Origin of the sequence: Bacillus sp. FSL K6-0138 (assembly GCF_037982765.1) — a bacterium.
GTDB lineage: Bacteria > Bacillota > Bacilli > Bacillales > Bacillaceae > Bacillus > Bacillus glycinifermentans.
The window spans coordinates 3125104-3147524 of sequence record NZ_CP150286.1; the positions used below are offsets into that span (position 1 = coordinate 3125104).

Below are 22421 nucleotides of genomic sequence, written 5' to 3' on the forward strand. Positions count from 1 at the left end.
GAGTTGGACCGATGCATACGATGTGGAAAGGCTCGATCAGCTTTGGTCTTGTCAACATCCCGGTGAAACTGTTTGCAGCGACGGAAGATAAAGACGTGAAATTGCGCTCGCTTCATAAAGAATGCCGAGCCCCGATCAAATACGAAAAAAAATGCACAAACTGCCATGAGGAAGTGGCCCCTGATGATATCGTCAAAGGATACGAATATGTAAAAGGCAAATATGTCGTATTAACGGATGAAGAGCTGAAACAGCTTAAAGAAGAACAGGAAGAAAAATCGGTGGAAATCGTCGACTTTGTACAATTAAAAGAGATCGATCCGATCTACTTTAACCGTTCATATTTCGTCGGACCGGGAGACAACGGTACAAAAGCGTATACTCTGCTTCGGGAAGCGCTGAGAAAAACGGAAAAAATCGGAATCGCCCACATCACCATCCGCTCAAAGAAACAGCTGGCCATCCTACGCGTGTACGAAAACTGCATTTTAATGGAATCGATCCACTATCCTGATGAAGTTAGGAACTCTGCCCACGTTCCCGGCGTTCCCGAAGAAACGGATGTCAATCAAAAAGAGCTGCAAACGGCGATTTCACTCATCGATGAGCTCACGACCTCATTTGCTCCTGAACAATACGAGGATACTTACAGAATTGCGGTCATGGACAAAATCAAAGAAAAAATCGATCAGAATGAAGGCGTCACGCCAGGTGCTGCCGCTGCACCGCGGGAGGATGTCATCGATCTCGTCAGCGCCCTTCAGGCAAGCATCGAACGGACGAAAGCTCCGAAAAAGCAAGAAGCTGCAATTACGAAAGGAGCGGAGGACAAAAAACGAAAAACCTCGCGCAAAAAAGCCTCCGAAGCAAAATAACAGATGGCCATTACGATGCAGCCCGTCCTTACGTCCGTGCCTCCTTCGGGCGAAATGTGGCGGTATGAAACAAAGTACGACGGCTACCGGGCGCTGTTGACGGTTTCAAAAACGGATGTCTCCCTGATCAGCAGAAACGGCCAGCCTCTGAACGGTCTCTTCCCGGAAATTGCGATATTTGCAAAAAGAAAGCTGACCGCTTTTTACGACCACCTTCCGTTTACGCTCGACGGCGAAATCGTCTCTTTGGCAAACCCCTTTCGTTCCAACTTTGAGTACGTGCAAAAAAGGGGCATGATGAAAAATCAGGAACTGATCGAAAAAGCGGCCGAAAAAAAACCGTGCCACTTTCTCGCCTTTGATCTGCTGACTTACAAAGGAAAAACGATGACATCCTCTCCCTATACAGAGCGAAAGCAGGAGTTATCCGGCCTGCTTAAGAGCCTTGGATTTCCGATGGCCCCCGATCCCCGTTCAAATGAACGGATTCAATTGATCCCCGAGACGCGGGATTTTGATTCGCTTTGGAGCTCAATCAAAAGGTTTGACGGTGAAGGAATTGTTGCGAAGAAAAAAGACAGCCGGTGGCTCGAAAATAAAAAGACGGCCGAGTGGCTTAAACTTAAAAACTATAAGAGAGCCTCCGTTTTTATGACGGGGTATAACAAGGCAAACGGCTATATGTCGATCGCTGTTTCCGACCGCGGACACATCAGGGAAATGGGCTCTGTATCCCACGGGCTCGGAGAACAGGAGAGGAATGCCATCCTCGCCATCATAACCGAACACGGAACCGAAACCAAACCTGGAGAATACGTCATCGATCCTTCCATTTGTTTGACTGTGCATTATTTAACGATTCATTTCGGTGCGCTTCGCGAGGTATCGTTTGTCTCTTTTGAATTTGATATGACATGGGAGGAATGTACGTATACACGGCTTCTGCTTCATTCAAAAAATGTGCACCCGTCATTGCAGCTGACAAGCCTTGACAAGGTGATTTTTCCTGAAAGCAACAAAACGAAAGCCGATTATGTCGGCTATATAACCGAAATCGGCGATGTTTTGCTCCCTTTTTTGGAAAACCGCGCACTTACCGTGATCCGATATCCGCACGGGGCGGGAAGAGAATCTTTTTTTCAAAAAAATAAGCCTGATTACGCCCCGGAGTTTGTGACTTCAGTCAAAGATGATGAGCACGAACACATCGTATGCCGTGATTACTCCGTTTTGTTTTGGCTTGCAAATCAGCTTGCGCTCGAATTTCACATCCCTTTTCAAACGGTCGATACCGAAAATCCTACCGAAATCGTATTCGACCTTGATCCGCCGTCGAAATCGGAATTTCCGCTCGCTGTCCGCGCCGCGGAAGAGCTTCGCCGTTTATTTGATCAGCTCGGCCTCGTTTCTTTTCCGAAGCTGTCCGGCAACAAAGGGATACAAATTTATATACCGATTTCAAAAAACGCGTTTACGTATGAAGACACCCGCCTATTCACAAGCTTTGCCGCATCATACTGCGTATCGCTTTTTCCCGATCTGTTTACAACAGAACGGCTGATAAAAAACAGGGGCGGAAAGCTTTATATCGACTATGTACAGCACGCGCCGGGCAAAACGATCATCTGCCCGTATTCCGCAAGGGGAAATGAGCTCGGCACGGTCGCAGCTCCGCTTTATTGGGAGGAAGTCGGCGAAAAGCTGTCTCCCGCCGATTTTACAATGGAGGCTGTCGTAAAACGGACAAAAGAAATAGGATGCCCTTTCGAAAGTTTTTTCAGACAGCCCCAGGATAAACAGATCAAAGCGATTCTCGATCACTTGAAAGAAACCGGGCGGGCGGAAAGCTGAAGATCAGCGAAACAAAAGGTGCTGGCTGTGAATTCCGGCTTTTTTGAGCAAAGCCATCAGCTGTTCCTGCTCTTCTTTTGTCAGACCCGAAAACGCCCGGGCGATTCTCATGGAGTGGATCGGATAAATCTCGTCAAGATATGTTTTGCCCTTTTCCGTCAAGCTGGCGTAAACGGATCGTTTATCCTTCGGATCCTGCTCTCGTTTGATGAAACCGTTTTTTTCCAGTTTGTCGATCACATACGTTACATTCCCGCTTACAAGGAGCAGCCTGGAACCGATTTGCTGCAGCTTTTGGGCACCCCTTGTATACAAAAGCTCCAGTACAGCAAATTCCGTAGGGTTAAAGCCATGTTCTTTGCTGTCCCGTATACTATGCTCCGAAATGCTTTTAAAAGCCCTGGCAAAAACCTTGTACAATGACATAGCGCGGTGAACTTCTTCCTCATTAAACGAAAGTCTCATATCATCTACCTCTTATACAATTTTCTTAAATGAATACAGGAAAATGAAAACCCTTACATACATAGCAAAAAAAGGGCGCTATTTTCCTCTATTCAATATGTATTATATTTTCGTTATACGAAAGAAAACTCCTTCTTATTTTTTTTAACACATTAAAAAGAAGCCCGCATTTTTCAAAACGTCTTATTTTGAAAAGGGGGCTTTATTTTTGCGGAAAAAATAAAAATATTCGTTTCGGAGCTCCGAAATCGTCATTCTCTGCACATGATCCCGCTTATATACACCAATCGAAATCAATTTTTCCGAATAGTGGTTCCGTTCTTTTTCCAATGCAAGTTTCAATAATTTACTCATGACTTCTCCTTTCATTTTGGTGTATCCTTTAAGTCAAGAATACCCATTGTTTGTTAAGGCAATATGAAGACCGTGTTAAAATTGCCCCACTCCCTTCAGGACTTTAAGAGGATTTCCGATAAAGACCGTTCTGCACCGCCCTGAGCAGCGGAAATGCATCGTTTCCGGCAAGCTTCATCAAAGTCTCCAGCAGCTCATCCCTTTTGATGTCCAATGCGACGATTTCTTTAGCGAGTGAGACGGCTTTGTGTTCTTTCATGAATATTCCTCCTAATCAGCACTATAGCTAAAGCATATAGGAGTAATCTTCGGTCTGCATCCTTTCTGTAAACTTTTCTTCCGTGGTTTTTAAAAAACTTCTTAATCTATGTTAGATTTTCTGACAAATGGCAGTTTTTTTATCGCATTTTCTTATATAATACAAAAAAAGTCATCTTAGGGGTGGGAAAATGTCAGTCGAAGATCTTTCTTATAAGGATAAAAAAGTGATTTCCATCGGCATCGTCAGCGAGCTGACGGGCTTATCTGTGCGGCAGATCCGCTATTACGAAGAACGGAAACTGATCTATCCGCACCGCTCATCAAGGGGCACGAGAAAATATTCTTTCACAGATGTGGAACGGCTGATGGATATTGCGAACAAACGCGAGGACGGCGTCCAGACGGCGGAGATCCTCAAGGATATGCGCAAAAAAGAGCAGAGCCTAAAAAACGACCAGCAGCTGAGAAAAAAAATGCTCGAGGGGCAGCTTAACGCACATTTTAAATACAGAAACCGTTAAAAAAACGAATCGTTCGTCACACGATTCGTCCTCACTGCTTGCCGGCTATATGCCCGATGTAGTCGATCATGACACCCTTGTCTGGATCATTGCGGATGCGAAACGCGATTTTTCCGGGCTCTCCGCTTTTCGCCTTGTAAGAAGCGTGAAACACGTGGATGCTTGCTTCATACATTTGAAAGTCATTCTTATCAAGCCCGGAAATTCCCCAATTCCTTTTAGCTTTAAGAACTTCTTCAGGCGAAGGAGTCGCACCTTCGACATAAAGCTGTTTCATTTTCGGCAGATCGTCTTCCATGATGGCCTCAAGCATGTCTTCAGCGGCGGCAAGCCGCCGGTCTTTCCCCTCATCTTTATTCTGATCCTGGCAGCCGGTGATGATGGCAAAAGCCATGAACAACATAACCGCGGCGATTTTTTGCATGCCCCAATCCCCCTTCCCCCGCCTAAATATATAAAATGTTCTTAAAGCCTGGCAAGTAAAAAACCCTCCGTTAAAGGAGGGCTTACGGGTTATAAAGCATGAATAAAAGCAGTTGCAATGCCAAAGTAAATCAAAAGTGACAAAATGTCATTCAGCGTAGTGATCAGCGGACCCGATGCGATCGCAGGGTCGACTTTGCATTTGTGCAGAATGATCGGCACGATCGTTCCCGCCATCGTTCCGATGATAAGCGTTGCAAACAGCGATGTTCCTACGACAAATCCGAGCAGCAAATTGCCTTGCCAGACAATCGCGATTCCCGTAATGAAAACGGCGCACACCAAACCGATGATAATGCCGGTTCTAAGCTCGCGAAAAATTAAGCGGAAAATCGTTTTCTTGTTGAGTTCTTCTTTAGAAAGGCCTCTGATGACAACAGCCAATGACTGAGTGCCCGTATTTCCGGTCATCCCGGCGATCATCGGCATGAAAAATGCCAACGCGACCACCCGTTGAAGCGTATCTTCAAAATAGCTCATAATGCTTCCGGAGATCAATCCGATGAACAAGAGCAGAATCAGCCACGGCAGGCGGCGGTAAGCCGCCACGTACGATTTCGTATCAAACGTGATCGCTTTACCTGAAGCGGCGAATTTTTCGTAGTCTTCATTCGCCTCCTGGATGACGATGTCGATAATGTCGTCGACCGTCACGATCCCGACGAGCTTCTGATCCTTTTCAACAACCGGTATCGCAAGGAAGTCGTAGCGTTCAATCAGCCTTGCAACCTCTTCCTGATCTTGAAGGGCTTCGGCAGAGATGACCCTCGTAAACATCAAATCCTGAACCTTTTCACCCGGTTCGGCCAAAATCAGGTCGCGGTACGATAATACGCCGACGAGCTGCTTTGCTTCATTAATGACGTATAAATAGTTGATCGATTCTGCGATCTCCGCAAAGCTTTTCAGCTTTACGACGGCTTCTTGCACTGTATAGTGCTGCGGAATCCATACAAAGCGGTTCGTCATGATTCTTCCCGCCGTTTCAGGCGGATAGTTCATCAGCACCTTGACCGCTTCAGACTCCTCTTCTTCCATGCTTGACAGAAGCTGTTCTTTAAGCTTCGGCTCCATTTCCTCCAAGAGCGCGGCAAGGTCGTCATTGTCCATTTTGTTCATGACATGGGCCGCTTTTTCTTTACCGACTTTGTTCAACACTGTGAGCTGTTCTTCTTTTTCGAGCTCGCCCATCAGATCGGTAATGTCTTCAACCGTTAAAAAAGACAGATACCGTCCGCGGTGCTTTTCAGGCATTTCTTTAAATAAAATCGCCATATCGTAAGGCTGGAGTTCTTCTAACACGTTTTGAAACTCTTTGCGTTTCCCGTCTCTCAGCAAAATGATAATTCGTAAAATCAGTTCATCATATGTCATGTTCTGTACCATGGCAATCTGTACCTCCTTCTTAGGAGATCCGTAATCGCCATAGCGGAAGGTGCGGCGGTAATAGGATCTCCTCAAATTGAATCAGTGTTTTGTGATTGATGATGTTTCTCGTATGTTTAGACCGCCTCGAATGGGGAGAATCCATACTCACACCTCCTATTGTTTTCGTAATTGGAAAATACGCTCTTTACTTTCCTCAAAAAATTAAAAAACACCTATTTCATGAGCATGAAGGTGTTAAAAGCCATACATAATAAAACCCTAACGCCTTCAATCGTAGAGCTTTAGCACTGTATGGCATAGGCAAACATGCCAGCTGCATTAAAAATCACCTTATGTCGATGATTCTTGTTGACCCATTGGCGTCTTTGGACATTTTTGGGCAGCAGCGTATCTCCATACAGGAGCCTCACCTAACGAAGAGCTGTATTTACCGGACACAATGAGATTACAGAAAAAAAGAGTGCCTGTCAATAACTAAAACGGCTTTATCTCTTATCTATATGCGTTAGTTCCCTTTTTCGCCAAAAATATCGTTAGGTGTGCCCTGCAAGCCCGCTATTTTCCGCTGCCGTCCGGAATATCTTCCCGCGAAAGAAAATGATAGTTTTCATGCAGCAAAAGTGTATATTCCCCGTCAAACTTTGGATGCGGCACAAATTCGGCTTCGTTGATCGACAGCACATCCCGTTCGCGGTCTTCTTTTTCCTTCATATATAAAACGCCTCCTTTTTTCATTATAGGATGTCCTTTTGCCCGCCGTAATATGAGACGAGACAGGTCTTTTCACTCATCGAATCAGCAAGTTCACCGATTATTCGACTTTTTTCCTCTATTATCCGTATTTTTTGATTTTTCATAAAATTCATACAAATGAACCTTTTTTTTAGCAAAATAAATGTTTTACAATAGTATCATGCAACCTTGTAACCCATCTTAAGCAGCACAAAACAGGGAGGGCTTTTAAATGCAAATGCGATTAATTCCTTATGTGACGGACGAAAAGTTTATGGACGTTAATGAACTGCCGGAAGGAATCGATGCGATTAAGGCGCCGGAGCTGTGGTCACAAGGTTTTAAAGGAAAAGATGTCACCGTCGCGGTTCTTGATACGGGCTGTGACGTCAATCACCCCGATTTAGCGGACAGAATCATCGGAGGCAAAAACTTCACCGACGATGACGATGGACAAGAAGATCAAATCAGCGATTATAATGGACATGGCACACATGTGGCGGGCACGATCGCCGCCAATGATAAAAACGGCGGTATTTCCGGAGTTGCGCCAGAGGCAAACCTTTTAATCGTCAAGGTTCTCGGCGGTGAAGACGGAAGCGGCCAGTACGAATGGATCATCAACGGGATCAACTACGCGGTCGAGCAAAAAGCGGATATCATTTCAATGTCGCTCGGCGGTCCGTCTGATGAACCGGAATTAAAAGAAGCGATCCAAAACGCCGTCAAAAGCGGGGTTCTTGTCGTCTGCGCCGCCGGTAACGAGGGCGACGGAGACGACCGTACAGAGGAATATTCATACCCTGCTGCATACAACGAAGTGATCGCTGTCGGATCTGTGTCTTTGACGAGGGAATCGTCGGAATTTTCAAACGCCAACAAAGAGATTGATCTGGTTGCGCCCGGCGAAGAAATTTTGTCGACATTGCCGGATGGGCAATACGGCAAGCTGACCGGAACGTCTATGGCTACTCCGCACGTAAGCGGCGCGCTCGCCTTGATCAAATCCTTCGAAGAGGACGCATTCAAGCGGGAGCTGACGGAGCCTGAACTATACGCCCAATTAATCCGCAGGACCCTTCCTCTCGATTACTCAAAAGCGCTGATCGGAAACGGCTTTTTATATTTATCCGCACCTGAAATCTTGGCTGAAAGAGCCGGCGAGAAAAGACTTCTTTCCTTGTAAAAGAAACCGGAGGCTGCCGACATTGTCGGCAGCCTTTTTATGACGCAGAATCTTTTTAATTGTAAGAATTCAAAAATTATTTTGACTAAAAGATCGTCACGGTATATAATCTACTAAACAATTTCATACCGGGAGCACGGTAATCTAGCGTGACGTTAGATTTTAAAAGGGAAGATTGGTGAAAATCCAACGCGGTCCCGCCACTGTAATTGAGGAGGTTATTTCAGAGAAAACCCACTGTTTCTATACGGGAAGGGTGAAATAACCGCTGATTCATGAGCCAGGAGACCTGCCTGTTCTGACACACCATATACCTACGGTCGATAGGAGGTGTTCGAGTTGACGTAACAAAAGGCTACGTTTATTTCTCGTTCACAAAAATGCTGAATCAGGCATTCACCTTCAACCCATCCGGAGAGTGAGTGTCTTTTTTTATTGAATATTAAAAGGAGGAGACCTAACATGACAAATGTGAAAACAAGCAGCTTGGGATTTCCAAGAATCGGCTTGAACAGGGAATGGAAAAAATCGCTTGAGGCCTATTGGAAAGGAAACAAAGAACGTGAGACATTCCTGAACGAAATGGACAAACAATTCGTTGCAGCCCTTAAAACGCAGGTTGACCAGCAAATCGACATCGTACCGGTTTCCGACTTTACATTCTATGACCACGTTCTGGACACGGCGGTGATGTTCAACTGGATCCCGGAGAGGTTCAAACATATTAACGATCCTTTGGACACTTATTTTGCAATGGCGAGAGGCACAAAAGAAGCCGTATCGTGCGAAATGACAAAATGGTTTAACACAAACTACCACTATATCGTTCCTGAATATGAAAAAAACGCACAATACCGCCTCACAAACAATAAGCCGCTTGAAGATTACCGCCGGGCGAAAGAGGCATTGGGCATCGAAACGAAACCCGTGATCCTCGGCCTTTACACGTTTGTAGCGCTGGCCAAGGGCTACGAAAAACAGGATATCAAAGGCATTTACGAAAGCATGATCCCGCTTTACATCCAGCTTCTGAAGGAACTTGAAGAAGAAGGCGTAAAATGGGTACAAATCGACGAACCTGCGTTTGTCACGGCTTCTTCTGGCGAAGTCGCCGCCGCGAAAGATATCTACCAGGCGATTGCAGCCGAAGTATCCGGGCTGAATATCCTTCTGCAAACGTATTTTGATTCGGTTGATGCATACGAGGAGCTGATCTCCTTTCCGGTTGAAGGAATCGGCCTGGACTTCGTCCATGACAAAGGAAAAAACCTCGAACAGGTAAAAGCGCACGGCTTCCCTAAAGATAAAGTGCTTGCCGCCGGAATTCTCGACGGGCGAAACATTTGGAAAGCCAACCTTGAAGAACGGCTCGACTGGATTACGGAGCTGATCGGCGAACTCGGTGTGGGAGAGGTGTGGATTCAGCCTTCAAACAGCCTGCTTCACGTTCCTGTCGCCAAGCACCCCGATGAACAGCTGGCCGGCGATTTGCTGAACGGCCTGTCCTTTGCAAAGGAAAAGCTTTCAGAAATCAGCCTGCTGAAGGAAGGATTGGTTTCCGGGAAAGCGGCCGTCAAAGAGCAAATCGATGCAGCAAACAGGCATCTGGAAGCCCTTAAACAATTTGGAACCGCCGCGGACACGGCGTTCGCTGAAGAAAGAAACAGGCTGACCGCAGAAGACTTTAAGCGGGCGACGCCTTTTGAAGAGCGGCTCCGCATTCAAAGCGAATCGCTCGGCCTGCCGATTTTGCCGACGACAACGATCGGAAGCTTCCCGCAAACCGCCGAAGTGCGCAGCGCACGGCAAAAATGGCGGAAAAAAGAATGGTCAGACGAGCAGTACGAGGCATTTATTAAAGCCGAAACGAAAAAATGGATCGATATTCAGGAAGAGGTCGGGCTTGACGTTCTCGTTCACGGAGAATTCGAAAGGACGGACATGGTCGAATATTTCGGCGAAAAACTGGGAGGGTTCGCATTTACCAAGTATGCCTGGGTGCAGTCTTACGGCTCCCGCTGCGTCCGTCCGCCGGTGATCTACGGGGATGTCGAATTCAAAGAGCCGATGACGGTCAAAGAAACGGTGTACGCCCAATCCCTGACCTCCAAACAGGTAAAAGGAATGCTGACAGGACCTGTTACGATTTTAAACTGGTCGTTCGCCCGCTACGATCTTCCGAGAAAAGAAATCGCATTTCAAATCGCGCACGCCCTCAGAAAAGAGGTCGAAGCGCTTGAAAAAGCCGGAATTCAAATCATACAGGTTGACGAACCGGCCTTAAGAGAAGGACTCCCGCTGAAAGAACGCGACTGGGATGAGTACCTCTCATGGGCGGCTGAAGCTTTTAGATTGTCCACATCATCTGTCAAGGATACGACGCAAATCCATACGCATATGTGCTACAGCAACTTTGAGGATATTGTTGACACGATCGAAGACCTTGACGCGGACGTCATCACGATCGAACACAGCAGAAGCCACGGCGGATTCCTCGATTATCTTGAAAAGCATCCGTATTTGAAAGGGCTCGGTCTTGGGGTATACGACATTCACAGCCCGCGCGTCCCTCCGGCAGATGAAATGCTCTCGATCATTCAGGATGCCTTGAACGTTTGTCCTGCCGACCGTTTTTGGGTCAATCCGGACTGCGGCTTAAAAACGAGACAGCCTGAAGAAACGATTGCCGCGTTGAAAAATATGGTTGAAGCTGCAAAACAAGCGAGAGACCAGCTCGCTCAAACCGTTTGATATCAAAAAGAACCGTCCGTATGGATGGTTCTTTTTCGTTATAGTTCTTAGGAACTAATTATCGCGGTTTAATCGGCAAATTTTTATTATGACTTTTGATTCATTCGTACGATTTCTTTCCAGATTCTTTTCTTTTAACATATTGATAGTAGATGATGGAAGGGAAGGAAAATATGTAGTGATAGACGATGGAAAATCCTTAGAAAGAGAATTAAAAAGAAAAGCGTATGATGAAGATATTCACTCTCTCACACTTTATGTAAAAGATTTGAATTCTGTTATAACTGAGCTGAGACATGAAAGCTCGTGCATTTTAAAGGCTCATCAAATGCATATGAACGGATGGTGGGGCCAGGCGCGGGAAATGTATGACGCCCTTTTGGATGATCTCGACCGCGTGGAATTTCGCGTGTATGACAGACTGAGAACCGTGAAACAGCGTGTCGCCGAGGAGATTGAAAGGCTTCAGCTGGAAGCCGGGGAGCTTTAAATGACCATTCGCCTGAATGTACATGATTTGCACGCCCTAGCCCGCCAATTTCGCCATTCCCATCAGCAAATCAGCGACCTGATGCACCGTTTGAACCGCCATCTGCAGGTTCTGCTGTCAAGCGTGACAGCGGCAAAAACAAGCGCCATCGATCAGGCGCAAACCGACATGGAACATGAAATCAAAGGATACTTGCATACGCTCGATGATCTGGAGCATTTGCTTTCACACACTGAAGCCCGCATGATCAAAACGGATCAAATGCTTGCGGCGCGGCTATTTCAAAGCGGCGGACACTTAACAGGCTATCCGCCCATTATAAGCTTATTGGCATCAGTGCGCCCGTCCGGAAGCTTCAGGCTGACAGCATCGCTTTTATCAGAGCCGCTTGTTTTGATGAAGCAATTAAAAGAAAACGGCCTGTCCGGCCTGTTCTTCAAAGACCGCGGCACTCCGTATTTTCAGTTTGATGAACAAGGAAAAAAACAGCTTTGGTCTGTGCGCCGCCTGCTAAGCCGGAAAGTTACGGGGAATCTGTGCCTTATCGCATACGGACAAATTGCCGGTTCCCCCCTTTCCCGCACGGTTTTCACGTTCGCAAACGTCAAAACGAAAGCCGGCATATCCGATGTCAAAACGATTCGCCTGTCCGACTCTTCGTACATCTCCGCCGCGAAACTTGGCGATCCCGTGCGGGAAAGCGAACGCGATTGGTAATTAAAAAAGAAGCCTTTAAGGCTTCTCAGCTTGTAGAGAAAAACATGTTTTTTCCTACAAGCTTTTTTATTTCATAAAATTTCTTGTTCATTTTTTAATCTTTATAAAAGGAAAAAGCCCTCCCACACACTTAGCCAAGCTTGGCTAAGTGTGTGGCAATCTTCTTCATATTCTGGCAAGCGGCGGTGAGGAGAACTTGTTCGCTCACATTTTGTTTTCCCCTCAACCGGCAGTAGCGAAGCCCATGCAGCTGTTTTGAATCTGCAAAGCTCCGCTCTATTTTTTCTTTTCTTTTTTTGTAGAGGATTTTTCCGGAGTCGGACAAACGATTTTGCCTGACCTTTTCTTTATGGTCCTCCCATATGTGTCTTGAGACGACCTTCTGGTGGTTTTTCGATCTTGTACAGTTTTCAAGCAGAGGGCATGAGACACACTTTTCAGGGTTGGACTTATAAAATCTGTTGCCTTTTCGATCTGTTGTTGAGTATAAGAGTGTTTGTCCGTTCGGACAAATGTACTGATTTTTTTCACGGTCATAATGAAACTTCCACTTCGGAAACAAACCTTTTGTAGGATGAAAGCGTCTATGAGCAATAACGCCAAAAATTCGACGGTCGGACAGTCCTTTACAGATTGGAGTTGTCAGATAGCCAGAATCAAGAGCGACGGCTTCAACTTGAAAACCAAATCGTGCGATTTGGTGGTCTAATCGATCGAGATAAGGCGCAGAATCATGGACATTACCGGGCGTTACATAGGCATCGGTGATGATATTGAATTTCATATCCGTTGTTCGGTGATCTAAATAGAAAAAACCTTCAGGTTTGTTTTCACGGTAAAGATAGCCGCTTTCGGGATCAGTTGTACTATGACGAATTTCCTTTTTAGTTTTCACCTCCTCTTTGGCTTTTAAAGGCTTTTTTCCGCGTGCTTCCCGATCTTCTTGGACGGCTTTATCCAAGTCCTTTATATAGTTTTGTGTATCCTGCTCAATCGTTTTTCGCGTATATTTATGCTTATTGGCATTGGCTTTGAGGTGAGTTGAATCTGTGAAAAGGACACGGCCTCCTACCATATCATGATTAATGGCCTGAAGAACGATCTCATCGAAAATGTCTTGAAAAATGGTCGTATCTTTAAAGCGTGTACGTCTATTCCAACTGATGGTTGAATGGTGAGGAACTGGATCGTTGATGTTTAACCCTAAAAACCATCGGTAAGCCATATTATAGTAAATTTCTTTTTCGAGCTGTCTTTCTGAACGGATACCGTAAAGGTATCCGATAAACATCATTTTGAATAAAATCAACGGATCAAGTGAGGGGCGGCCTTTATTTTCGCTGTAGTAAGGTTTAACCTTTTCAATGATAAAAGAGAAATCGATGTACTTGTCAATTTTACGAAGCAGGTGATCCTCTTCAACAAGCTGATCAAGCAATACAAATTCAGCTTCGTTCTGGGAAGAATTCCTTGTGTAGAACATGAACAGACACCGTCCTTTTAGAAGGCTTTTCTTTATTATAAAATGGTGAAATGGATAATTTAAGGAAAAAATGAAAAAGGCTGTCGATTTTCTCGACAGCCTGAGAAGCCTTTAAGGCTTCTTTTTTAATCATTACCATGTGGCGCCGGCCTGCTCAATCCGGTGCTCTCCGTCTCCTTCTTTTAATATGACTGCGTCTCCGTTTTCCTTGATTGCGGCGACAGCCAGCGCCGTATCATGGACATAGCTCGAATTCCATACATCATCAATCGGACGTTTTTTGAAGATATTCAGCAGCATGAGGATGAAGACGGAATGGGTAACAAGCAGAATGTTTCCTTCCCGGTGCTTTTCGGTGATTTGTCCCAGAGCCCGTCTGACCCGCCCTTCAAATTGGCGAAAGCTTTCCCCTTCATTCGGAATATACCGTTCAGGCGCCTGAAAGTAGGCGTCAAGCATCTCAGGATCGTTTCGTTTGATGTCTTCAAATGTCTTGCCTTCCCAAGAACCGAGAGAAATTTCTTTAAATATGCCGTCTTTGATGATAGGGATCGAACGATTTTTGAGGATCGCCATAGCGGAGTCTACGGCACGGCCGCTTGTGCTGACATATGCAGCCTGAAATGGGATGTCCTTCAGCTTTTCGCCGAGCGCTTCGGCATTTGCCAAACCTAAAGGCGTTAATTTTGAATCCTCCCAGCCTTGCATTCTCTTTTCAATATTCCATTCGGTCTGTCCGTGTCTGGCAATATACAAAGTAAGCAAAAAATCCTCTCCCGTCCATTTCTATGTATGTCTATTTTATGTGATGCCAAATATGAAATCAAAAATAAAGAATATTCTGAACTAAATTCATTTTTCTTTGTCAATCAGCTATAATCATCATGAGGACAACCAAGGAGGATACAAAAGATGAATCATGAAGCATTTTTGCAGCGTGCGATCGAACTTGCGGTCGAAAGTGTAAAGGACGGGACAGGCGGCCCGTTCGGCTGCGTGATTGTCAAAGACGGCCGGATCATTGCCGAAGGGAAAAACAATGTAACGACGAGCAATGATCCGACCGCACATGCCGAAGTGACGGCCATTCGGCTTGCCTGTGAAGCACTTGGCGATTTTCAGCTGAACGACTGCATTATTTATACAAGCTGTGAGCCTTGTCCGATGTGCCTGGGGGCGATTTACTGGGCGAGGCCAAAGGAAGTGTACTTTGCAGCAAAGGATTCCGATGCCGCATCAGCCGGTTTTGACGACTCGTTTATTTATGAGGAAATCAGAAAAAAACAGAGCGACCGAACGATTCCTTTTTATCATATAGAGCTTCGGGATAAGCTCGAACCTTTCCTCACATGGAAGCAAACGGACGATAAAATACAATATTAGGGAGCCTTCAAGGCTCCCTATTGTTTATACCAGTCAAGGTGCTGATCTTCAGCTTCGAAGTTCAGGCTTTCCGCTTTACCGTCCTTCTGAATGCTGAGCCTTACCGTTTTCCCCTTCAGCTTATCCGGACTTTCTGCTATATCCCGCTCAAAATCAGCCGTTTTCTGATAAGTTTTGTTTCCGGCTTTTGTGTTGACTATAATCCGTTTACCTGTTTCATCAACAAGCGTTGCGACGATTTTTCGGCTTCCGTCCTTTTCCTGTTCATATACGCCGTTTTCATCGGCTTTCGACTGCGGCATCAGCTCAATCTCTTCTGCTTCCTGGCTTTTTCCGTTCACCTCCACTTTCACAAGCTTGCCCATGAGGTCTTCGTAGTCTTCATTGTTCTTAAAGCGTTTGCTTTTTGTAATAATCACTTCCTGATCTTTGATCTTGATGGTCATCTGGTCATCTTCAGCTTGTACATATTGTCCGATAAGATCAAAGTCGTCTTCTGTTTGCTTATCTTTATCATAAGAGTATTTTCTTAAATCGCTTTTTTTCTGAGCGGCTTGATCAGCCGGCTGCTGCCGATCGTTTTCCTGCGCGCCGCCGGCACATCCCGAAAACATGGCGAATACAAGAAAAACGGTTATCATCATCGTCCATTTCATATATTTCATGTTGGGCTCCTTTCGAGTAATGGATGCTAAAAAAGAAAGCAAACTCCTGTTTGCTTTCCCGCCTGAAAGGCTATTTCACTTGCAGGTCTACATCGATGTTTCCTCTCGTCGCCTTGGAGTAAGGGCAAAATTCGTGCGCGGCCTTCACAAGCTCCTCGGCCTTTTCTTTTTCCAATCCGCCTGCGGAGACAACGAGCTGAACGCCAATCTTAAATCCGCCGTCACTTTCATCCTTTATTAAACTTACACGGCCTTCTACCTCAGATTCAAGATCAATGCCCTGCTTTTTGGCGACGAGTTCCAATGCGCCGCCGAAGCATGCTGCATACCCTGCGGCAAACAGCTGTTCAGGATTTGTTCCTGTCTCTCCTTCCTTTTTTTCATTCGGCATGACAAGATCGTAATCCAGGATTCCGTCATCTGAAGCGACGTGTCCGGATCTTCCGCCTTTTGCCGTTGCTTTTGCTGTGAATAATGCAGTCATCTCAACTTCCTCCCCTAATGTTTTTGTCCTTACTTCTTATATTTCACAAAACGCGCTTTTTAAACATGATACTTGTGAAAGAATAGGAAAAAGACGAAAAATCTTATACAATAAAAACGGAACAAAATAAAAGTTGGTGAATCGATGGCAAACGAATTTGAACATATGAAGCTTGACAGGCAGCTGTGTTTTCTGCTTTATGCCAGTTCGCGCGAGATGACGAAGCTGTACAAGCCGCTTCTCGATGAGCTGAACATTACCTATCCGCAATACTTGGCGCTTCTTTTATTGTGGGAGCATGAAGGTTTAAGCGTGAAGAAAATGGGGGAGCTTCTTTACTTGGACTCAGGGACTCTGACACCGATGCTGAAAAGAATGGAGCAACGCGGGTTGATCACGAGGGAACGGTCGCCTGAAGATGAACGGTCTGTGATCGTCAAACTGACTTCCTCCGGTGCAGAGATGAAAGAAAGAGCAAGCTGCATCCCGCAAACTATGCTGGCGCAGACGAACCTGCCCGCTGAAGAGCTCGAGCGATTAAAACACTCGCTCAGTTCGCTTCTTGCTTCAATGACGAAAGAAAACAGAAAGTAAAAGCGCCTTCAATTGGAAGGCGCTTCAGCTTGTCGACAAAGTCACAAAAAAAGTGGCTTGATCGACAAGCTTTTTTTGTTAAAATGTGTGTGGAATCTAATTTTTGGAGGTTTTACCATGTTGACCAAACACTCTAAAGATCAGCGTGAACAGCTTGAAGTCTTTGCCTTAAGTGAGCTTGTACCTGAAGACCATTTGGTCAGGAAGATGGAAGAAGCCATTGATTTTTCATTTATTTATGAAAAAGTTGCCCCTCTTTATTCTTCAAAAGGGCGTCCAAGTATTGATCCTGTTGTACTGATTAAAATGGTGCTCATTCAATACGTGTTTGGTCATCGCTCCATGCGCGAAACCATTAAGCGAATCGAAACTGATGTAGCCTATCGCTGGTTTATTGGATATGGATTCTCTGAAAAAATCCCTCATTTTTCAACCTTCAGTAAAAACTATGAACGTCGCTTTCATGACACAGACCTATTTGAAACAATCTTCTATAAGATTTTACGTCAAGCCATGGATCTCGGCCTCGTCGATCCTTCGGTCGCCTTCATCGACAGCACACATGTCAAAGCGAATGCCAATAAGAAAAAGTTTGTGAAAAAGATCGTAAGAAAAGAAACAAGAGCTTATCAGGAGCAGCTAGATCAAGAAATTAATGCCGATCGCGAAGCGAACGGAAAAAAGCCCTTAAAGCCCAGGCGATGCTTAGAGGAACGAGAAGTAAAGGAAAGTACAACTGATCCTGAGAGCGGATATTTTGTCAAAGGCGAACGAGAACGTCTTTTTGCCTATGGATTTCATACAGCTTGTGATCGGAACGGATTTGTGCTGGGAACGGTTGTTGAGCCTGCCAATATCCATGACAGCCAAGTGTTCGCGTCGCTGTTTCAACAAGTAAAAGAGCGCGTTGCCAAGCCTCATACGGTCGCAGTTGATGCCGGATACAAAACACCGGTTATCGCAAAATTTCTTCATGAAGAAAACGTTCGCCCTGTTATGCCTTACACGCGTCCGCAAACCAAAAAAGGATTCATGAGAAAACACGAGTATGTTTACGATGAATTTTATGATGTCTATATCTGCCCGCAAGACCATATTCTCTCCTATCGCACAACCAATCGGCAAGGTTATCGAGAGTATGCTTCAGATCCAAAACGATGTAAACCATGTCCATTACTACATACATGTACAGAAAGTAGAGATCATCGAAAGATGATTCACAGACATATCTGGCAGGATCATTTAGACGAAGCTGATCATCTTCGGCATACGGAAGAGAATAAACAAATCTATGCCAAACGTAAAGAGACGATCGAACGAGTTTTTGCCGATTTAAAACATAAGCATGGCCTGCGCTGGACAACCCTACGGGGAAAGAAAAAATTGTCCATGCAGGCGATGCTTGTTTTCGCTGCCATGAATCTGAAAAAGCTGGCGAATTGGACCTGGAAAGGTCCTAACCGCCAGCCTTCTGATCGAAATAATAGAATAAAATGGACAAAAACAGGTCGGATTTTAAAAATCCGACCTGTTTTGTCAACGGTCTGAAGCGCCTTCAATTGGAAGGCGCTTTTTTTATGCCAAGATTTCAAGTATGACGTCGACATGTTCAGAAATCGCTTTTGAATACGGACAGACCTTGTGCGCTTGATGAACAAGGCTTTCAAGCTCTGCCGGTTCAATATTTGTTCCTTTCACTTGCAGTTTGACGCCAAGCTTATATCCCCCGTCCGCTTCATCCTTGAGCAGGCTGACATCGGCGGTCACTTCAGTCTCAATCTGCAGCCGCGCTTTTCTGGCGGTGAGCTGCAATGCGCTGTCAAAGCAAGCCGCATATCCTGCGGCAAACAGCTGTTCAGGATTGGTGGCGTCTCCCCTCTCCTTTGCTTTAGGCGTTCCCGGCATGGCAAGCTCCAACGCGAGCACGCCGTCAGAAGAGGTGACTTTTCCGTCTCTTCCTCCTTTAGCAGTGGCTCGGGATGTAAATAACGGTTTTGTCATGATTTATCTCCTTTATTTTATATTGTGCACAATTGAATTTTACAACATATAAATTGGAGATGCAATAAAAAAAACATTCTGCCTAAGTTTCAGGCAGAATGTGAGTCTGTTATATACGAATTTGTCCGTTTCCTTTAATGATATATTTAGAAGAAGTCAGCGCTTTAAGACCCATCGGACCTCTTGCGTGAAGCTTCTGCGTACTGATGCCGATTTCTGCGCCGTATCCGAATTCAAACCCGTCGGTAAAGCGGGTTGAAGCATTGTGATAAACCGCCGCTGCATCTACTGATGTTAGGAAAAAGCGGGCGTTTTCTTCATTTTCGGTCAAAATTGCTTCTGAATGCCGCGTTCCGTACTTGTGGATATGTCTGATCGCTTCATCCAGATCACAGACGGTTTTGACGCTGACGACCGGCGCCAAAAATTCCGTTTCCCAATCGGGCTCTTCGGCCGGAACCGCCGAAGGAAGCAGCTCGCAAACCGCTTCATCCCCCTTGATTTGGACGCCTTCTTTTTCAAGCTTTTGAAGCAGTTCTTTTGCGTAGCGCTTCGGCCAGTTTTCGTGGATCAGCACCGTTTCGATCGCATTGCAGACCGAAGGCCTTTGCGTTTTTGCATTGATGACGACTTGCTCAGCCATCTCGCTCTCTGCCGTTTCGTCAATGAACATATGGCAGTTTCCTGCTCCGGTCTCGAGCACTGGAACCGTCGATTCGCGCACGACCATGTCGATGAGGTTTTTTCCGCCCCTTGGAATCAATACGTCCAAGTAATCATTTAACGTAAACAGCTGTTTTGCCGTTTCTTTGCTCGTATCTTCAATCAGCTGGACGGCATCCTTTGGAAGCTTCGATGCGCCGAGCGCTTCCTGTATGACGCCGACGAGCGCCTTGTTGCTGTTGATCGCAGACGAGCTGCCGCGGAGTATGCAGGCGTTTCCCGTTTTCAAGCAAAGGGTCGCCGCGTCAACCGTCACATTCGGACGGGCTTCATAGATCATGCCGACAACGCCGAGCGGGACCCGGACTTTCTCGATAAGAAGCCCGTTTTCTTTCTTGATCGTTTCAAGGCTTTCTCCCACGGGATCATCAAGATCTGCAAGAAGAAGGACGGCATCTGCAATATCGTTCAGCCGTTTCGGACTTAAGGCGAGACGGTCCAGCAGCGAAGGCGAAAACCCCTTTTCCTTGCCTGCGGCAATGTCTTTTCCGTTCGCCTCCAAAATGTCGTCCTGTTTTATCCGAAGCGCTTCAGCTATCAGACGAAGCGCTTCATTTTTGCTTTCCGTCGTCTGATGTACAAGCTCGTCTTTTGCGATTTTCGCTTTTTTCGCTTTTTCGATCACTTCACTCATCTAAATCAGCCCCCCTATTCGTTTATGCTAATCCAATCATCTCGATGGATGACTTCTATCCCTTTTTCGTGCTCGAATTCATCGCTCCGTTTTCCCTTTACTTGAAGAAGCTCTTCCGCCGAATACAGCGTCTGACCTTTTCCTGCCAAGCCGTTCGGTCCATAGACCTCGACGACTGCGCCTTTGGCAAATTCTCCGCATACATCCGTAACACCTGCCGGCAGCAGGCTGCTTCCGTTTTCGGCCAAAGCCCGTTCGGCTCCTTCATCAACAGTGATTTTTCCTGATACCGGAGAATGAAACGCAATCCACTGCCTGTGATTGTTCACAGAAGACAGATCAGACTGCCCGATGTACGTTCCGTCTCCTCTCCCTTCTAAAATCTGAATCAATTTGTCTTCTCCCTTCCCCGTGCCGATGAATACATTGACTCCGAGAGAAAGGGCTGTTTTTGATGCCAACAGCTTTGACCTCATGCCGCCCGTTCCGACTTTTGAACCGATCGAGCCGGCATAGCTTAATAGATCGTCAGTGATGTCGGCGATAAAATCGAAGCGCTTGGCGCCGGGGTTTTCAGCCGGATTTGAGTCATAGAGACCGTTGATATCCGTCAGAATGATCAGTTTGTCAGCATGGATCAATCCGCTCACAAGCGCGGACAGCATATCATTATCCCCAAATGTCAGCTCTTCGACAGACACCGAATCGTTTTCATTAATGATGGGCACAAGCCCTCTTTCGATCAGCTCCGTGATGGTCGCATAGGCGTTTCGATACCGCTCTCTTTTGGCAAAATCATTTCTCGTCAATAAGATCTGCGCGGGCATCAAACCGTGTTCGGCAAAGTGCTGGATATATTGCTGCATCAAAAGGCTTTGTCCGACAGCAGCAGCGGCCTGCTTTCCCTTTAAAGTGACGGGTCTTGCCGGATATCCGAGCCGGGAAAAGCCGGCCGCTACAGCTCCTGAAGAAATAAAAATCACATCATGGCCTTCTTTTTTCAGAGCGGCGATCGCCCGGACGTGGTCGCTGACCTTTGCTTCGTCAATCCCGCCCTTTGCATCCGTTAAAGAACTGCTCCCGATTTTAATGACAATCCGTTGTTTTTTCACGTTTTTTCCCTCCGAAATGATCAAGGCTTAAAACCAATAAAAAAAGCCCTTTGCATCCTGTAAAAAAGGACGAAAAGAGCTTTCCGCGGTACCACCTTCATTGAATGCGCAAAACGGCATTCCGCTTTCCCCCTGTAACGCCGGGATGCGCCTGGGTTTTCCCTCCAGGGCTCTTGAGGCAGGTTCGGCAGGTTTCATGTGGTGAAATGTTTCAGCATCTCATTTCACTCTCTTTCACAGAAAAAACTGCTTACTGGTCCTCTTCAACGCTCGCTGATTTTTTATTATTATGCAGAGGAAAACGGACGCTGTCAAGACTTTTTAGTTGAAGACGATCGTCTTATTGCCGTGCACGATGATCCGGTCTTCCAAATGCCATTTGACCGCTCTAGCGAGAACGCTTCGTTCAATCGTGCGGCCGATGTTTTTCAGCGCCTCCGCATTGTCTCTGTGATCGACTCGTTTTATATCCTGCTCAATGATCGGACCTTCATCCAATTCGTTTGTCACATAATGGGATGTGGCGCCGATTAATTTGACGCCTCTTTCGTATGCGCGTTTATACGGGTTGGCCCCGATAAAAGCGGGCAGGAAAGAATGATGGATATTGATGATTTTGTTCGGATGCGCCGAGACGAAGTCCGGCGTCAGAATCTGCATATAGCGGGCAAGAACGATAACGTCCGCGCGGTATTCTTCAAGCCATTTGAGCTGCTGCGCTTCGACTTCTTTGCGGATGTCTTTATTCGCTTTCATATAAAGAAACGGGATGTTGAGCGATTCAACGGTTTCCCTCGCATCCTCATGGTTGCTGATGACGGCAGCAATCTCCGCCATCAAATTGCCGCTCTGCCATTCCCACAACAGCTCATTCAGACAATGCAGCTCTTTTGAAACAAAGATGACGACCCGCTTTAATTCGCTTGCCGGGGCGATGCTCCATGTCATTTGGAAAGACTCAGCCACAGAAGCGAACATGTCTTTCATATTGCCGATCTTTTCACGGATTCCCGGCGCTTCAAATTCGATTCTCAAGAAAAAGCGGCCGCCCTCGGGATCTGTCGTATATTGGCTGGATTCGATAATATTTGCGCCGTTTTCAAATAAAAACGAAGAAACCGCCGCAACGATTCCCGGCTGATCAGGACAGCTTACGAGCAGGCGCGCTTTTTCACGATTGGTTTCCTGATATTGCTTTAACTGCTGTTTCATATACGATTTCATGTTTTGTTAAACCCTCTTTTTCGTAATCATAAACTATCTTTTC

At 46.0% G+C, this 22421-nt stretch carries 24 protein-coding genes, 2 riboswitches and 1 other annotated feature; of the genes, 10 read left to right on the plus strand and 14 right to left on the minus strand.

Annotation, left to right across the window (positions count from 1 at the left end; all coding sequences use genetic code 11):
* The first annotated feature begins 11 nt into the window (after positions 1-11).
* Positions 12-875 carry a Ku protein gene (locus MHB78_RS16560; protein WP_046132388.1) on the plus strand — a complete coding sequence of 288 codons (864 nt, stop codon included), beginning with the start codon at positions 12-14 and terminating at the stop codon, positions 873-875.
* A gap of 3 nt (positions 876-878) precedes the next feature.
* Positions 879-2726: a DNA ligase D gene (locus MHB78_RS16565; protein ID WP_046132389.1), complete on the plus strand. Its 1848-nt coding sequence runs from the start codon at positions 879-881 to the stop codon at positions 2724-2726.
* 3 nt (positions 2727-2729) lie between these two features.
* Here MHB78_RS16565 and MHB78_RS16570 read toward each other — a convergent pair whose 3' ends face one another.
* From MHB78_RS16570 to MHB78_RS16580, 3 genes are all read right to left on the minus strand, one after another.
* Positions 2730-3191 (minus strand): MarR family transcriptional regulator, encoded by a 462-nt coding sequence (locus MHB78_RS16570; RefSeq protein WP_046132390.1) that lies wholly within the window; start codon positions 3189-3191, stop codon positions 2730-2732.
* Positions 3192-3374: 183 nt separating this feature from the next.
* Positions 3375-3545, minus strand: coding sequence for a Fur-regulated basic protein FbpA (locus tag MHB78_RS16575; protein WP_046132400.1), 171 nt, complete (start codon positions 3543-3545; stop codon positions 3375-3377).
* Positions 3546-3648: 103 nt separating this feature from the next.
* A complete protein-coding gene (locus MHB78_RS16580) occupies positions 3649-3804 on the minus strand; it encodes a hypothetical protein (protein ID WP_099047028.1) in 156 nt (51 codons plus the stop codon).
* A gap of 190 nt (positions 3805-3994) precedes the next feature.
* Between MHB78_RS16580 and MHB78_RS16585 the strand changes: the two genes are divergently transcribed.
* A complete protein-coding gene (locus tag MHB78_RS16585; protein WP_046132391.1) occupies positions 3995-4327 on the plus strand; it encodes a MerR family transcriptional regulator in 333 nt (110 codons plus the stop codon).
* Positions 4328-4358: 31 nt separating this feature from the next.
* On the opposite strand, the gene MHB78_RS16590 is transcribed toward MHB78_RS16585, so the two are convergent.
* From MHB78_RS16590 to MHB78_RS16600, 3 genes are all read right to left on the minus strand, one after another.
* A complete protein-coding gene (locus MHB78_RS16590; RefSeq protein ID WP_046132392.1) occupies positions 4359-4751 on the minus strand; it encodes a hypothetical protein in 393 nt (130 codons plus the stop codon).
* A gap of 89 nt (positions 4752-4840) precedes the next feature.
* Entirely contained in the window at positions 4841-6196 is a 1356-nt protein-coding gene (mgtE, locus tag MHB78_RS16595; RefSeq protein WP_046132393.1) for a magnesium transporter, read from the minus strand.
* A gap of 262 nt (positions 6197-6458) precedes the next feature.
* Positions 6459-6624, minus strand: a riboswitch (M-box (ykoK) riboswitch).
* Between the two features lie 130 nt (positions 6625-6754).
* Positions 6755-6910 (minus strand): transcriptional regulator SplA domain-containing protein, encoded by a 156-nt coding sequence (locus MHB78_RS16600; RefSeq protein WP_161797079.1) that lies wholly within the window; start codon positions 6908-6910, stop codon positions 6755-6757.
* Positions 6911-7163: 253 nt separating this feature from the next.
* Here MHB78_RS16600 and MHB78_RS16605 point away from each other — a divergent pair, with 253 nt between their 5' ends.
* From MHB78_RS16605 to MHB78_RS16620, 4 genes are all read left to right on the plus strand, one after another.
* Positions 7164-8117 (plus strand): S8 family peptidase, encoded by a 954-nt coding sequence (locus MHB78_RS16605; protein ID WP_046132395.1) that lies wholly within the window; start codon positions 7164-7166, stop codon positions 8115-8117.
* Positions 8118-8237: 120 nt separating this feature from the next.
* Positions 8238-8429: riboswitch (cobalamin riboswitch) on the plus strand.
* Between the two features lie 150 nt (positions 8430-8579).
* Entirely contained in the window at positions 8580-10868 is a 2289-nt protein-coding gene (metE, locus tag MHB78_RS16610) for a 5-methyltetrahydropteroyltriglutamate--homocysteine S-methyltransferase (RefSeq protein ID WP_046132396.1), read from the plus strand.
* Between the two features lie 178 nt (positions 10869-11046).
* Positions 11047-11358 carry a hypothetical protein gene (locus MHB78_RS16615; RefSeq protein WP_046132397.1) on the plus strand — a complete coding sequence of 104 codons (312 nt, stop codon included), beginning with the start codon at positions 11047-11049 and terminating at the stop codon, positions 11356-11358.
* Entirely contained in the window at positions 11359-12075 is a 717-nt protein-coding gene (locus tag MHB78_RS16620) for a hypothetical protein (RefSeq protein ID WP_046132398.1), read from the plus strand.
* Positions 12076-12205: 130 nt separating this feature from the next.
* On the opposite strand, the gene MHB78_RS16625 is transcribed toward MHB78_RS16620, so the two are convergent.
* The gene (locus MHB78_RS16625) at positions 12206-13558 is read right to left on the minus strand and encodes an IS1182 family transposase (RefSeq protein WP_046131917.1); all 1353 of its coding nucleotides are present in this window, start codon (positions 13556-13558) and stop codon (positions 12206-12208) included.
* A 132-nt stretch (positions 13559-13690) separates the two neighbouring features.
* Positions 13691-14323, minus strand: coding sequence for a histidine phosphatase family protein (locus tag MHB78_RS16630; RefSeq protein WP_046131853.1), 633 nt, complete (start codon positions 14321-14323; stop codon positions 13691-13693).
* A 147-nt stretch (positions 14324-14470) separates the two neighbouring features.
* Here MHB78_RS16630 and MHB78_RS16635 point away from each other — a divergent pair, with 147 nt between their 5' ends.
* The gene (locus tag MHB78_RS16635; RefSeq protein ID WP_046131852.1) at positions 14471-14941 is read left to right on the plus strand and encodes a nucleoside deaminase; all 471 of its coding nucleotides are present in this window, start codon (positions 14471-14473) and stop codon (positions 14939-14941) included.
* 17 nt (positions 14942-14958) lie between these two features.
* Here MHB78_RS16635 and MHB78_RS16640 read toward each other — a convergent pair whose 3' ends face one another.
* Both MHB78_RS16640 and MHB78_RS16645 read right to left on the minus strand, forming a co-directional pair.
* A complete protein-coding gene (locus MHB78_RS16640; protein WP_046131851.1) occupies positions 14959-15606 on the minus strand; it encodes a hypothetical protein in 648 nt (215 codons plus the stop codon).
* Positions 15607-15676: 70 nt separating this feature from the next.
* A complete protein-coding gene (locus MHB78_RS16645; protein WP_046131850.1) occupies positions 15677-16090 on the minus strand; it encodes an organic hydroperoxide resistance protein in 414 nt (137 codons plus the stop codon).
* A 144-nt stretch (positions 16091-16234) separates the two neighbouring features.
* Between MHB78_RS16645 and MHB78_RS16650 the strand changes: the two genes are divergently transcribed.
* Both MHB78_RS16650 and MHB78_RS16655 read left to right on the plus strand, forming a co-directional pair.
* Entirely contained in the window at positions 16235-16684 is a 450-nt protein-coding gene (locus tag MHB78_RS16650) for a MarR family transcriptional regulator (protein WP_046131849.1), read from the plus strand.
* Between the two features lie 117 nt (positions 16685-16801).
* Complete coding sequence (locus tag MHB78_RS16655) at positions 16802-18232, plus strand: IS1182 family transposase (protein WP_065894240.1); 1431 nt, start codon at positions 16802-16804, stop codon at positions 18230-18232.
* 27 nt (positions 18233-18259) lie between these two features.
* On the opposite strand, the gene MHB78_RS16660 is transcribed toward MHB78_RS16655, so the two are convergent.
* From MHB78_RS16660 to purU, 4 genes are all read right to left on the minus strand, one after another.
* On the minus strand, positions 18260-18685 hold the full coding sequence (locus tag MHB78_RS16660) for an organic hydroperoxide resistance protein (RefSeq protein WP_046133020.1): 426 nt from the start codon (positions 18683-18685) through the stop codon (positions 18260-18262).
* Positions 18686-18794: 109 nt separating this feature from the next.
* Positions 18795-20042 (minus strand): glutamate-5-semialdehyde dehydrogenase, encoded by a 1248-nt coding sequence (locus MHB78_RS16665; RefSeq protein WP_046133019.1) that lies wholly within the window; start codon positions 20040-20042, stop codon positions 18795-18797.
* Positions 20043-20056: 14 nt separating this feature from the next.
* Positions 20057-21154 (minus strand): glutamate 5-kinase, encoded by a 1098-nt coding sequence (gene proB, locus MHB78_RS16670; RefSeq protein ID WP_046133022.1) that lies wholly within the window; start codon positions 21152-21154, stop codon positions 20057-20059.
* 62 nt (positions 21155-21216) lie between these two features.
* Positions 21217-21430 (minus strand) — a binding site (T-box leader).
* A gap of 45 nt (positions 21431-21475) precedes the next feature.
* The gene (gene purU, locus MHB78_RS16675) at positions 21476-22378 is read right to left on the minus strand and encodes a formyltetrahydrofolate deformylase (protein ID WP_046133018.1); all 903 of its coding nucleotides are present in this window, start codon (positions 22376-22378) and stop codon (positions 21476-21478) included.
* Positions 22379-22421: the final 43 nt, after the last annotated feature.